Here is a 14,495-nt window from a genome sequence, read left to right on the forward strand (position 1 = left end):
TAATGACAACCTATACAGCTGACAGCATTCAAGGAATGCTTGAAGAGCATAAGGATTTTTTTAATAGCGGCGTAACTAAAGAGGTTTCTTTTCGTCTCCAGCAGCTGCGAAAACTTAAAAATATTATTAAACAATACGAAGGACGTATCATCACAGCACTACAACAGGATTTAGGAAAAGGTGAGTTCGAAGCCTATGCCACAGAAATCGGCTTTACGCTGGACAGTATCGGCTACATGATGAAACATCTTAAGCGTTGGGCGAAGCCTAAAAAGGTTCGATCCCCGCTGCACTTATTTCCTGCAAAAAGTTATATTTTAAGTGAGCCTTACGGCACAACGCTCATTATTGGTCCGTTTAATTATCCATTTCAGTTGCTAATTGAGCCCCTGATCGGCGCCATTGCCGCTGGTAACTGCGCTGTCCTCAAGCCATCTGAGAGCACACCTGCCATCTCGTCCGTGGTTGAACAGCTTATTCAGGAGACCTTCGAGCCGCAGTATATCCGCGTAATTCAAGGGGAAAAAGAGACCACTAATTTACTGATCCACGCCAAGTTTGATTATATATTTTTTACAGGCAGTGTGCCTGTCGGCAAAATCGTTATGGAAGCAGCAGCCAAAAATTTAGTGCCTGTAACCTTGGAGCTTGGCGGGAAAAGCCCGGTTATTGTTGATAAGACCGCTAATCTTGATGTTGCAGCGAAACGGATTGTCTGGGGCAAGCTGCTGAACGCGGGCCAAACCTGTATCGCACCGGATTATCTGTTAGTCCACAAGGATATTGCCAAAGAATTGATTACCAAACTCAAACATCACGTCACTGAGTTCTACGGTCAGGATGCACAGCCTAATACAGATTACGGCCGGATCGTGAATGATCGCCAGCTGCAAAGACTTGCTGACCTCATTGCGCGAGATCAGAGCAAGGTGATTATGGGCGGCACCATCGTGCCAGAAGAACGTTATATTGAGCCTACTTTAATCTATCCTGCCACTTGGACGGATGCCGCTATGGAAGATGAGATCTTCGGTCCGATCCTCCCAATATTGGAATATCATCAATTGGATGAGGCCATTCAGAGCATTAATGAACATCCAAAGCCACTGGCACTATACCTATTTACGGAGGATAAGAGTGTAGAACAAGAGGTGCTGTCCCGGGTCTCATTCGGGGGAGGGTGTATCAATGATACGATCTCACATGTGGCGAGCACTTATCTTCCGTTTGGTGGAGTAGGAAACTCTGGAATCGGGGGTTATCACGGGAAGTATAGCTTTGAGGTCTTCTCCCATCGTAAAAGCATCGTCAAGCGAGGCACACGGATCGACCTCGGAATCGTGTATCCTCCTTATGGCAATAAAGTGAAGCTGGTTCGAAAAGTAATGAAATAAACAAAGCAGCAAACCTCCCATGATCGGGAGGTTTGCTGCTTATCAGGGTAACTACGCAAACAGCTCTAACAATTTCTCAACACTTATCTCTGCGGTGGAAGCCAGACATAGATCCGCGGTCCCGGTTACGAGCGCCACTCCAGCTCCCACTGACCTCATACCAGCAGCATTAATTGCGGCTATTCCTTCCTCGGTATCCTCAATCGCCACACAGCAGTCTGGGGATATGCCCAGCATCTCCGCAACCTGCAAGTGAATCTCTGGATCTGGCTTGCTTCTACGCAAGTTGCCAGGGTCAGCCACCGCCTGAAACCAATGCCCGATCTGCAAGCGTTCGAGAATCAGCAGCGCATTCTCATTCACTGAAGCCAGTCCGATAGCAATCCCTCTTTGCTGCAAATCGGACAACACGCTGTGGATACCCGGATACAGCTCAGCAGGCGTCATTTGCTGAACCAGCTGTCTATACTTCTCGTTCTTTTTGTTGCAGAGCATTCCCTTTACCGGTTGCGGCAAATTCAGTCCACTACTCTCCAGAATGACTTCTAAAGATTCCATTCGACTTAGGCCCTTAAGACTCTTATGCTTCTCTCGATCAAAAGAAAGCGCAAGTTCATCCGCCAGATCCTTCCAAGCCTCATAATGATACTCTCCAGTGTCAGTAATTATCCCGTCCAGCTCGAAAATAACAGCTTCAAGCTGCTTCACATTCGAAAGCCTCAGCGGCTTCTGTGCAGACAACTGTATAAGGTTTCCCTTATGCATAATCTCAAGCTCTTCGCCCTCCAGCAGCGTATAGATCACTTCTGTATCACTCACAAAAATATCCAATAGCTGTCCAGCGCATGTTATTTTAAACCGATAGCTCTCCCACTGCGCTGGCACACTAGGATTAAATGATAACATCCCGCCGCATAAGCGCATGCCACCAAAACCATTCACAATCGACAGCCAGGAGCCTGCCATAGCAGCAGTGTGCAGTCCATCCTTTACGTTGCGGTTGATATCATCCAAGTCCATCCGTACCGTGCGGTCAAAATAGGAATAGGCTCCCGTCAAATCACCAATCTCAGCAGAGATTATACTGTGGATGCACGGTGACAATGAAGAATCATGCGTCGTCAGCGGCTCATAATAATTATAATTCCGGATCTTATCCGCCAAGCTGAATTGGTCACCCAGCAGAAACATCGCCATTACCAAGTCCGCCTGTTTCAACACCTGATGCCGGTAAATTACCAGCGGATGGTAGTTAAGCAGCAGCGGATATTTGTCAGCTGGTGTATGCTCGAAATCCCATTTTTTCTTGGAGAGAAACGTGTCGTCTTGAGCATAAATGCCAAGTCCCTCATCAAAGGGGATAAACATTTTATCCGCCGCTTCCAGCCACACTAATGTCTCATGCTCAGTCAGACCGATTTTTTGTTTCAGGCGTTCAAAATGCTCAGGATACTGCTTAGACAATATCCCTGCCATCTCGTGTGCATAATAAAGCTGATCCTGTACCATAAAGTTGGTGTATGCATTATTGTTGACGATAGCTGTATATTCATCAGGACCGGTTACTGCATCAATACAAAAGGCACCGCCTCTAGCCGGATTAAAGTACCCCAAGTCCAACCAAAAGCGGGAAGTTTCGAATAAAATTTCTGCTCCCTTCGTAACCAAAAAATCATAATCTCCGGTAGCCAGTACATACTGCTTGATGGCATACGCAATATCCGCATTAATATGCATTTGCGCCGTGCCTGCCGGGAAATACGCAGAGTTCTCTGCCCCGTCTATAGTCCGCCAAGGGAACAAGGCTCCCTTCTGCGACATTACCGCTGCACGCTCCCGTGCTTTGTCTAACGTGGCATAACGAAATTCGAGCAGCTTTCGGCTAATCTCCGGCTGTGTGAACGTAAAGAAGGGCAGCATATACATCTCGGTATCCCAGAAATAGTGCCCTTCGTATCCTTCACCCGTTAATCCCTTGGCTCCAATATTCGTAACCCCATCACGGCCTACGGATTGAAGCAGTTGAAAAGCATTAAAGCGAATGCCCTGCTGAAGCGCAAGATCACCATGAATCTCCACATCCGTATGTGCCCAGTATCGATCCAGATAAGCCTGCTGTTCCTGGGCAAGCGCTTCAAACCCGCTATGGTCTGCTAAGTGTAATATTTCAGTACTTCTACTAAGTAGTTCGTCTTCTGGATAATCTTTAGAGGTATGGTAAGAGATATATTTGGTTAGTGAGACGCTTTCCCCACGCTCCACCGGGACGACAAACTGCATGGATAATTTCTGCCCCTCATGCTGCACGGTCCTTTTATCCTCAGATCTTGAATCGAGCTTATGACTTACCCCTGTTAATAAGGCAAACTGGGTATGCCGCGTCCTCTGCTTCATCCATAAGAAGGACTGTCCCGGTTCATGACCGGTATCCTCCAGGAGCAGACTGGGCTCCTTGCCTCCCGAGCCCAATCTGGGATCATCCGTTACCTTAGGTTTTTGGATCTTGCCGTCGATGGATGAAGTGAAGGTAAGCACTCCGCTGAAATTCAGCGCTTTAACCTCATAATCTATCGCCGCCAGATGTTTGTGCTGCAAAGTCACCATCCGCCGGATATGAAGCTGTACCCGGTGACCAGCTGGAGATTCCCAATCTACCTGTCGATGCAGAACCCCGCTTCGCATATCCAGCTTTCGTTCATAATGGTGCACTTGCCCACTGTTTAACTGAAAGGTCTGCCCTTCAATACTCAGTTCAATAATCTTGGCATCTGTTACGTTCAGCATCGCTTGATTGCGGGATGGATATCCGTACGCTCCTTCTGGATATACAATGGGCTCCGAATCAAAAAAACCATTCAAATAATTGCCTGTTACAGACGAGCCTGAGCTGCCGTGGTAACCTTCTTCGAAATTACCGCGCATACCAATATATCCATTGCCAAGCGCAAAAATACTCTCGCTTCTTTGATTGTTCTCTTCACTATAAGCTTCCTCATCAAGACTCCACTCCCGGTAAGGATATACCGCCGCCGGATGTACGTATGGTTTCATCTTCATCTCTCTGAGCTCCCCCTGATCACAGTTTCATTCGGGTTCTAAATCATTAACCTTTCACCGACCCACCCATAAGCCCTCTGACGAAATACTTTTGCAGCAGGAAAAAAATAGCGAGCGGCATCAGCATAGAGATAAATGCAGCCGAAGTAAGTAAATGCCAATCGTTGCCTCGTGAGCCTACTAAATCGGCAATTTTCATCGACATGACTTGCACAGACGGTTGATTGCCGATAAAAATCAATGAGACTAAATAGTCATTCCACACCCATAGGAATTGGAAGATCCCGATAGAAGCCAGTGCTGGCACTGATAGAGGCAGAATTAGCCTACTGAATATAGTGAAATGACTTGCCCCATCCATGAAAGCCGATTCGAACAAATCCTTCGGCAATTGACTGATAAAGTTGTACATAAAGTACGTAACCAGCGGTAATCCAAAAGCCGTATGCGCCAGCCAAATTCCCAGATAACTTCCGCTTAGCCCAAGTGCGGTATAATCCTTAAGCACTGGAATAAGCGCAACCTGTATCGGAATGACGAGCATTGCAATAATGATTACAAAAAGGATTCTGCGCCCAGGAAACCGCAGCCAGGCAAAAGCATATGCAGCAAAAGAAGCGATCAGCACCGGAATAACTGTTGCTGGAACAGCAATCGTTAGCGTATTCCAGAAGGCCTGTGACAATCCGGAGCCTTTTTGCACCGTTTCACTACCATCAGCCTGTTTCAGCTTGTATTCCTTACCGGAAAGCACATTATTATAGTTATCCAGCGTGAGATCCGGTGTCATCTTCCAACCTTGTATCTGTTCATTTACGGTACGTGCTCTACGATTCTCCCACATAAGCCGGCTGCCATCAGCCTTCACGCCAGCCTTCAGCTCATCATCTGTATAAGTTTTACCGTTCACCTCAATTGGCTCCCGAAGATCCACATCCTTGGATAGCTGAATCGTCTCTCCAGCCTTCCACTCCTGATGAGGAAAAGCTTTCCACCATCCAGTCTGCAGAATGTCAGCAGCCGGACGGAAGGAGGAAATAAATAGCCCAAGAGTCGGAAGCAGCCAAATAAAACAGATCACACCCAACACGATATTTACAACCGTTTTGCTGCCTTTTCTCTTCTTTTTGCCAGCCATTAGAATCCCCCCTGCTTACGGAACTGACGTAGATTGATTATGATTACAGGCAGCACCGCGATCAGTAGAACAATAGCCAGCGTGGAGCCGTAGCCGAAATTACGGTACATAAAGAATTGCCGGTAGAACTGTGTAGCAACAACCTCTGTATCGTATTGACCTCCTGTCATCACCATGACGACGTCAAATATTTTCAACGTAAAGACGATAATGGTCGTTGTCACTGTCAGAATGGTTGATGAAATATATGGAATCATGATTCCAAAGAAAATCTTCACCTCATTTGCTCCATCCACTCGTGCAGCTTCCAAAATGTCGTCAGGAACCCCTTTGATTGCTGCCGAGAAAATCACCATTGCAAATCCCGTCTGCATCCAGATCAAAATGATAATGAGGAAAAAGTTATTCCATGGCTGAAGCATACTCGTCCAGGCTTGGGGTTCTCCCCCAAAATAAGTAACGATTGCGTTCAACAGCCCGATTTGTTCGTCACCCGGTTGATAGTAATAAACGAATTTCCAAATGACTCCTGCCGCTACAAAGGAAATAGCCATCGGCATAAAGATGATCGATTTGGCGATTTTCTCATAGCTGCTGCGATCGGCAAGAATAGCAATTAAGAGCCCGAATGCTACACAAGCAAGCGTGCCAACGAATACCCAAAGTAAATTGTTACGCAATGCCGTTGCCATCAGATGATCGCTAAAGATCGCTGCATAATTGCTCAGACCCACAAATTTTTCTGAAGAAGCATTAAAAAAGCTCAAATATAATGTTCGCAGTGCAGGCAGGACCAGTAACCAGCCCAGAATAATCACTGCCGGACCAATAAAGATATAAGGCAGCACCTTTCGCCGGATATGATCAGGGTACTGCTCAACCGCCCACGTCAGCGTATAGTAAATCAGATAAACACCTAGAACTCCCCAGAGGACAGCCAGAACCGCTGTTAGCAGCGGATTTAATGTGGAATCCCGGAAGAATAAAAAGATTGCGCCGTTAACAACAATATTCGCTAATAACACAACTAGGGACAGCATTACCGCCTTCAGGCTGACGGTTGGCCTAGCTTGTGGTTGTGTTGGCATTTGTGGCTGTGGCTGTGATTGTGCACCCATATTAGCTCCAGCTCCTCCTATAAGTTTTGCGGAGCAAAACTCTTATCATAAGCATCGAACTCACTAGTTAGAAAACAAAAAGAGGGGCAGACAATCCTCTTTTCTCACTGCCCCTCTTTTTACTGTGCGCTTTAAATATTAGGTTAGTTGTTCCAGCCGGACTGGATTTGTTCCAAGGCTTGATCCAGTGTCGCTGTACCGCTCACATAGTCGGTCATCCCTTTCCAGAAGGTGCCTGCACCCACTTTACCTGGCATCAAATCAGAACCATCAAAACGCAGTGTGGAAGCATCTTGAACCAACTTCGCCATCCGGCGATCGGATTCAGAGGTATACCAATCAAGGGAAGCATCATTCATAGGAGCAATTACGCCGCCAGATTGTACCCAGCTCTTAATCGACTCTCCAGTGGTGAAGAATTCCATGACTGCACGAACCTCTGGACGATCGTTGAACATAGCGTAAATATCACCTGCAACCAGCACTGGTTTACCATATTGTGCATCAATTGGCGGCAAGTAGAACCAATCATAATCCTGATCAACCTTTGCCGTTTCAGGGAAGAAGCTTGTAATAAAGTTACCGAGCATATTAAACCAGGCTTTAGGCGGATCAGTGAACATTGGCGCTGGGGCATCCCCGAAGGATGTTGTCACGATAGACTTAGCACCACCGTAAACATAATCCTTGTTAAGCCAAATTTTAGACATGATTTCAACAGCATTTTTTACTTCTGGTGAAGTAAATGGCAGTTCACCTTTTACCCACTTATCGTAGTTCTCAGGCGTAGTCGTACGAAGCATTATATTTTCGACCCAGTCTGTTGCTGGCCAACCCGTTGCAGCACCGCTCTCAATGCCAATAGCCCAGGCAGGATCGCCATCCTTGGCAATTTGTTCAGTGAGTGCCATCAGCTCATCCCAAGTTTCAGGAACCTTGTAACCTGCATCATCAAATTGTTTCTTTGGATACCATACCAAGCTCTTTACATTACTGCGGTTCCAAATCCCCGCCATGATCTTCCCGTCTTTTCCGTCCATCGTAGACATATCGAGCCAGCTCTTGTTGTAATTAGCCGTCAATTTGTCTTGATCCAGCACACTGGTCAAATCGATAACCTTGCCCGTCTTAGCAATCGATGCCAGCAATCCCGGCTGCGGGAAGTCAGCGATATCAGGAGCATTTCCGCCGTCCACCCGAATATTTATTGTTGCTTCGAACTCCTTGGAGCCCTCGTATTGAATATCGATCCCTGTCTTCTCTTCAAATTCTTTAATGCTGCTCTCAAATTTCACTTGGTCAGCATCTACGAAGGGTCCAAACATGGTTACTTTAGTCCCTTTATATTCACCTTTCATCGCTAAATCTAACGGGGAACCCGAAGGTTCAGCACTAGGTGCATTTGTCGCTTTCTCGGTGTTATCTGCTGTTGGGCTGACTGTTGCCGCCGGTGGATCTGTAGGCGCCGCATTATTGTTGCCTCCGCCGCATGCGCTCAGCGTCATTGTGAAGGATAAACACAGTACTAAAGCCAACGACTTTTTACGTCCTGAGATCTTCTTCATCTTTTGTACATCCCCTTTAATGGTTATAGAGATAACATCTTATTCAATCATCCGGGCACCCTGGCATGTATTAGCAGCTTGTAGCAGATCACCTCCTTGCAAAGCTTTTCAGAAGACAGGTAAATATCCTAAAATCAAACTCCATCACAAATGTAATTTAATAATAGCGCTTACATTTTTTATATTATCATAATTAGTAACCGTTTCCAATCGGAAAATGAGATGTTTTTCATAAGAATTCATACTATTTTCTATCCTAACATTTAAATTTTAATTAAGACCGATACATGGCTCTGAAAAGCTTTTCAGAAGAAGGTCACAAAAATAAAGAGCCTTTATTTTTCCCGCGTGGATTCCCGCACAATCAGCTTATGCTCCATCTTTTCATTCAATACCTGGACACCACCTGTTGTGAGCAATTCATGCAGCATCTCCGCCGCACGATACCCTAACTCATAAATCGGCTGTGCAATCGTGGTCAGCTTTGGAATGAACATACTCGACATCCGCAAATTATCAAATCCAATCACAGATACCTGCCCCGGAACTAGAATATTACGATCCTTCAGATAAGAAATCGTCCCCATTGCAAATTCGTCAGCAACACAGAAAACGGCGGTCAGCTCGGGATAATCAGTAAACAACTCATGCGCAGCTTGATAAGCGTGTTCGAACCTGTGATTGGCATATTTGCTCTTCACAATATTCTGCTGTAGTCCAAACTCTGTTAATGCTCTTACAAAACCCTCATAACGAGGCGGGCCAGATACGGAGTTATCATGGTTAAAACCAATCATGCCAATGTCCTTATGCCCTAAATCAATCAGAAACTTTACCGCATCGTAAGCCGCCTGTTCATCATCCACCTCCACAGATGGAATGTCGTACTCATCAGAATGCGAGGATACCAACACAAAAGGAATTCTACAACCGACTAATTTGTCATGTGTCTCAGGATAAAGGACATCACTTGCGAACACGATTCCATCCACCTGCTTCTCATGAAAGTTATCGATGTAAGACAACATCCGTTCTTTGTCGCGGTCCGTATTGCAGATCATTAAACTGTATCCGAGCTTGATGCATGCATCCTGCATTCCCCGAATAACCCCTGCGAAATACAGGTTCTCAATATCCGGAATCAGCAGGCCCAGTGTAAAAGACTTCTTGTAGATCAGGCCGCGTGCAAACGCATTTGGTTGATATTGCAAACGTTCTACAGCCTCCATCACTCGATTCCGTTTGCTCTCTACGACCGTATTCGGCGCATTCATAACACGCGATACGGTGCTGATCGACACCTCCGCCATTCTGGCAACATCTCTTATGGTTGGCTTCATAACGATAACTTCCTTTTTTTCAGGTAACTTTTCGATGTGATTATAGCAAGCCCGTTAAGAAATAACAACAGATTTTTTAAAGCGCTTACATTTTATTTTAAAGACATACTTATTCCTTATCTAATCATTACAAAGTGCGTATAACTTACTTAAAGTGTGTATATAGTTTTATTACATGGTATACTAGGCGAGTAGCATTATTCGCAGCTACAAATACTGCTCTAGACTATCTGAGCGTTTATTATAGGAGGGATTACATTGAAGCAACAGCGCGATATTCGATTCTCCGTACTGGACTTAGCCTCTATTGTGGAGGGTGGCACAGCGGCAGACTCTTTTCATAACTCTTTAGCTTTAGCTCAACATGCTGAGGCATGGGGCTATCACCGGTATTGGTTTGCTGAGCATCACAACATGATTGGTGTTGCCAGTTCTGCTACCTCACTCTTAATTGGCCACATTGCTGGCGGCACAAAAAGCATACGCGTAGGCTCTGGAGGCATCATGTTGTCCAACCACGCACCACTTGTCATTGCGGAACAATTCGGGACCCTCGAATCCCTATATCCAGGACGGATTGATTTAGGGCTGGGCAGAGCCCCAGGATCCGATCAACCTGCTTCCCGTGCGCTACGCCGTGGTCTCGGAAGCGACGGCAGTGACTTCCCCGAGCAGTTAAGTGAGCTCAGAGCCTACTTCGATCCTGCAGGTGCAGGATCACGACCGGCTGGGGTTCGTGCTGTTCCTGGTGAAGGCTTGAATATCCCCATCTGGCTGCTGGGCTCCAGCGGTTTTAGTGCTCAGCTGGCAGGGAAGCTAGGTTTACCTTTTGCTTTCGCCAGCCATTTCGCACCAGAATATTTACTACAAGCTTTACACATCTATCATAGTAATTTCCGTCCTTCAGCAGCACTCGACAAACCTTATGTGATGGTCGGAGTTGGTATTACAGCAGCCGATACCGTGAATGAGGCAAGACGACTGGCTACCTCGCAGCAGCAGCAATTCCTTAATATCATCCGCGGACGTACGGGGAAGTTACAACCACCGGTTGATAGTATGGAGGGGCTATGGACGATGCAAGAAAAAGCAGCCATGCTTGAGAAACAGCGTTACTCTTTCGCTGGTGATAAAGCAGCAATTAAAGAACGGCTTCAAGAAATCCTGCAAGAGACACAGGCCGATGAATTGATTGTTTCTGGTGGAATTTATGATCCTAACGCTCGTCTACGCTCTTATGAGATTGTAGCCGACGCTATGAAGGAAATCTAATTTATCATCATAATTAAGGCAAGACGATAGGTCTGGTATCGGGGTTTGAGCCCTATTCCAGATGTATGTCTTGCCTTTTTATTTTGCATTCATAATCGTTCTCAATAAAACACAATAAAAACAATGAATTACATAAAAATAAAGAGTTAAATAGAGAGAACTGGTGTAAAACCATTAATATAATTGATATTTGATCAAATATGATGGATTTCCTTCTAATATCCCATTTTTGTTTAGATATTATTTTGATTATACTTTAGTTATTCGCTATAACGAACGAATTGGCGGTATATCTCTACCCTCTCCTTCCACTTTCACGGAGATTCCTATATACGCACAAGAAAGTGGTTCTGTGAGATACTACTTATTTCGACAATGTTTGATGGAAAATCCGATTAGAAGAGAAGAATTTGCCGGAAGCCCGCAAATGATGTCTACAAAATTTAATATGGGGTTCAGGAGAAAGGAGCGAGTAAAGTGAAGAAGAAATATCGCTCGGCTTTCATAGCTGCTTATATCCTGACTATTCTAGCAGGAGTCATCTGGCATGCTGGCGGAGTTAGTGCGCAAGATACCATTAAGCTTACGGTGAATTCGCATACGACAAGCACAGCCACCATGAACAATATGCAGCCTGGTGATGAAACGAACTCAGAATACACAATTATTAACGCAGGTAGTGAGGGCTTTAATTACTATGTGGACTTCAAATTCATCTCTGGAGACGCAGAATTATACGATATTCTCCAAATGACACTCGAAAAAGAGGGAGTAATCATCTATTCAGGGGTGATGAGTGAGGCTGCCGGAAGAGTTGCCATCGGTTCACTTGCCGGGGGAGAACAAAGTGTAATCCAAATGGATGTAATTTTCCCGTGGGAAGCAGGGAACGAATATCAAGGGAAAACCACCACTGTAGCCTTTGAGTTCTCCGCTTCTGGAGGACCGGAGCCTTCCGCTGAACCTAGTCCTTCACCGACAGCGACGGCCACAGCTCAGCCTACACCTGAGCCATCACCTACTGTAGTGCCAACTACGACACCTACTGCCACGGCTACAGCTACACCTGAAGCTTCGCCGACCGCAACAGCTTCACCAACCACGACACCTACAGATCCGCCGACGACTACCGCTTCACCAACTGCGGCACCTACGAATACACCGACGGCTACTTCGCCAACGGCAACAGCAGCTGCCACACCAGGGCAATCAACGACGCCAACACCATCGCCAATACCTACAGCTTCACCAGTAGTAGATGAAATTAGTGTCACTGAAGCGCCGATCCCACTGGGTGGAGGCGATAATGAGCCGACAGTATCACCAAGTGCTGGCAGCCAAACTACCAGTGCAACACCGCAGCCAAGCAATGAGATCTCCCTGCCTGATGATGAGCTTCCACTGGGAGCACCAGAGGTTGGCAACAAGCTTCCAAATACCGCTGAGCCTTGGTATAACTTGATTCTTGCCAGCTTAGCCATTGCGGTACTCAGCGTGATTATCATGCGCAGATTGAAATCGAAGAAATAACCACATTTTGCAGCATAAGTCTGGAGGTGAGAGAGTATGAAGAAGCGTAATGGTGTCTTGCTAGCCGTGAAGCTAATCTTCATACTCTCTTTAGTTGTGTTGATTTACTCGGTTGTACAAGTGGTCAAAGCACCGCTCGAAGCTAAACAGGCTTTAAATGATTGGGCAAAAAAGAGGGAGGAAGCTGTCGCCCGCCCCCTTTCTGCCGAAGAAATCCCTCTTCCCATGGGAATGATCAGTTCAGCCAAGGAACAGCCGCACCCCGCTCATTCCTATTCAGAAGGTGAAATCATAGGAGAGATTCGTTTCCCCAAATTAAACAAAAAGATCGCAGTGCTAGAAGGCACGGAAAGCCCAGAGCTAAAAAAGGGAGCCGGACATTATAAAGGCAGCGCAGCTATCGGTGCCACCGGCAACAGTGTGCTCGCAGGCCACCGCGATACAGTGTTCCGTAATCTGGGAGAACTCGTCGCTGGAGATCTTATCGAGCTGGAAAGTACCGATGGGACTTTTACCTATGAAGTAACAGGCAGCACAATTGTTGACGGGGACGAACGTGGTGCTATAAAGCCAAGTGATAAGGCCATCCTCACATTGATTACCTGCTATCCCTTTTCATATGTGGGATCTGCACCGGACCGTTATTTACTTTCAGCGAAGTTAGTGAAACAAGATATATTGCCGCATTAAACTTAAATATTACCTCAATCTTCTTCCTCAGGGATGAGACCTTATATGGAAAGTGATACTATATATATACAATAGTAAAGAGGAGATGACCCAAGGTGAAGAAAGAGGTTGTAGAACGGTTTATTTCGTATGCACAAATGGATACCCAATCGAATGAAGATAATGAGACTTGCCCATCCACTCCGGGACAGATGGTTCTGGCCCACAAGCTGGTTGAAGAGCTTAAGGAAATCGGCATGGAGGAAGTCCAGGTGGACGAGCATGGCTATGTTATGGCGACACTCCCTGCGAATACGGACAAGGATGTTCCGACCATTGGTTTTTTAGCCCATTTGGATACAGCGACTGATTTTACCGGAACGAATGTGAAGCCACAGATTATCGAGAACTATGATGGTCAAGATATTCTTTTGAATAAAGAGCTGAATGTTGTATTATCCACAGCGAGCTTTCCGGAGCTGGCGGAATACAAAGGCCACACCTTAATTACAACCGACGGCACGACCCTGCTTGGCGCAGATAATAAAGCCGGTATTGCTGAGATTATGACCGCCATGCATTACCTCATTCAACATCCAGAAATCAAACACGGCAAGATTAGAGTTGCCTTCACACCAGACGAAGAAATCGGCCGCGGGCCTCATAAATTTGACGTAGCCGCTTTTAATGCTTCCTATGCTTACACTGTAGACGGAGGTCCACTCGGAGAATTAGAGTATGAAAGCTTTAATGCTGCGTCTGCCAAAATCTCAGTCTACGGCGTTAATGTTCACCCTGGGACTGCAAAAGGAAAGATGATTCATTCCGCCAAAATCGCCATGGCACTTCATCTCAGACTCCCTGCTGAGGAAGCGCCCGAATATACAGACGGTTATGAAGGCTTTTATCACCTAAGCTCTATAGAAGGCACACCTGAATTCAGCAAGCTGCAATATATCATCCGCGACTTCGACCGTGAGAAATTCGAGGCACGTAAAGCATATCTCTCAGCTGTCGTAGAAGAATTCAAAAGCATCCATGGTGAAGAGAACATCGTGCTTGAAATGAAGGACCAATATTACAATATGCGTGAAAAAATCGAGCCAGTGCGTCATATCGTCGATATTGCCCATGAGGCGATGGAGAACCTTAACATCACACCGATCATCCGCCCGATTCGCGGAGGTACAGATGGCTCGCAGCTTTCCTACATGGGCTTGCCGACACCTAATATTTTCACCGGAGGCGAGAATTTCCATGGCAAATTCGAATATGCGTCTGCGGACAATATGGTAAAAGCGGTAAATGTTATCGTGGAGATTGCTAAGCTATTCGAACAGAAAGCCTAAAGTATTATCCGCATCACTCCTTTAAAACACCAAAAAATCCCTGTAGAGGCCGATCCAGACCTC

General features: G+C 46.0%; 10 protein-coding genes. 5 read left to right on the top strand and 5 right to left on the bottom strand.

Translation table 11 applies throughout. The annotated features are described in order from the left end of the window. Nucleotides 1–2 precede the first annotated feature (2 nt). Nucleotides 3–1,394 carry an aldehyde dehydrogenase gene (locus NST94_RS28400; protein WP_339281498.1) on the top strand — a complete coding sequence of 464 codons (1,392 nt, stop codon included), beginning with the start codon at nucleotides 3–5 and terminating at the stop codon, nucleotides 1,392–1,394. 51 nt (nucleotides 1,395–1,445) lie between these two features. Here NST94_RS28400 and pgmB read toward each other — a convergent pair whose 3' ends face one another. From pgmB to NST94_RS28425, 5 genes are all read right to left on the bottom strand, one after another. Then, nucleotides 1,446–4,451, bottom strand: coding sequence for a beta-phosphoglucomutase (gene pgmB, locus NST94_RS28405; protein WP_339281499.1), 3,006 nt, complete (start codon nucleotides 4,449–4,451; stop codon nucleotides 1,446–1,448). 46 nt (nucleotides 4,452–4,497) lie between these two features. Next, nucleotides 4,498–5,589 carry a carbohydrate ABC transporter permease gene (locus NST94_RS28410; protein ID WP_339281500.1) on the bottom strand — a complete coding sequence of 364 codons (1,092 nt, stop codon included), beginning with the start codon at nucleotides 5,587–5,589 and terminating at the stop codon, nucleotides 4,498–4,500. Next, nucleotides 5,589–6,677, bottom strand: a complete 1,089-nt coding sequence (locus NST94_RS28415) for a sugar ABC transporter permease (protein WP_036682450.1) — start codon at nucleotides 6,675–6,677, stop codon at nucleotides 5,589–5,591. The genes NST94_RS28410 and NST94_RS28415 overlap by 1 nt, the downstream gene beginning before the upstream one ends. A gap of 173 nt (nucleotides 6,678–6,850) precedes the next feature. Beyond that, the gene (locus NST94_RS28420; protein ID WP_038574978.1) at nucleotides 6,851–8,272 is read right to left on the bottom strand and encodes an ABC transporter substrate-binding protein; all 1,422 of its coding nucleotides are present in this window, start codon (nucleotides 8,270–8,272) and stop codon (nucleotides 6,851–6,853) included. A gap of 335 nt (nucleotides 8,273–8,607) precedes the next feature. Then, complete coding sequence (locus NST94_RS28425; RefSeq protein ID WP_036682112.1) at nucleotides 8,608–9,612, bottom strand: LacI family DNA-binding transcriptional regulator; 1,005 nt, start codon at nucleotides 9,610–9,612, stop codon at nucleotides 8,608–8,610. A 258-nt stretch (nucleotides 9,613–9,870) separates the two neighbouring features. On the opposite strand from NST94_RS28425, the gene NST94_RS28430 reads away from it, so the two are divergent. From NST94_RS28430 to pepT, 4 genes are all read left to right on the top strand, one after another. Beyond that, entirely contained in the window at nucleotides 9,871–10,884 is a 1,014-nt protein-coding gene (locus tag NST94_RS28430) for an LLM class flavin-dependent oxidoreductase (RefSeq protein ID WP_081383185.1), read from the top strand. A 477-nt stretch (nucleotides 10,885–11,361) separates the two neighbouring features. Beyond that, complete coding sequence (locus NST94_RS28435; RefSeq protein WP_076301483.1) at nucleotides 11,362–12,414, top strand: hypothetical protein; 1,053 nt, start codon at nucleotides 11,362–11,364, stop codon at nucleotides 12,412–12,414. A 36-nt stretch (nucleotides 12,415–12,450) separates the two neighbouring features. Next, nucleotides 12,451–13,104 carry a sortase gene (locus NST94_RS28440; RefSeq protein WP_076181939.1) on the top strand — a complete coding sequence of 218 codons (654 nt, stop codon included), beginning with the start codon at nucleotides 12,451–12,453 and terminating at the stop codon, nucleotides 13,102–13,104. Between the two features lie 95 nt (nucleotides 13,105–13,199). Beyond that, the gene (gene pepT / locus NST94_RS28445) at nucleotides 13,200–14,432 is read left to right on the top strand and encodes a peptidase T (RefSeq protein ID WP_076181937.1); all 1,233 of its coding nucleotides are present in this window, start codon (nucleotides 13,200–13,202) and stop codon (nucleotides 14,430–14,432) included. The last annotated feature ends 63 nt before the right edge of the window (nucleotides 14,433–14,495 follow it).

The sequence above is a fragment of the Paenibacillus sp. FSL H8-0282 genome, assembly GCF_037963825.1.
GTDB lineage: Bacteria > Bacillota > Bacilli > Paenibacillales > Paenibacillaceae > Paenibacillus_AQ > Paenibacillus_AQ odorifer.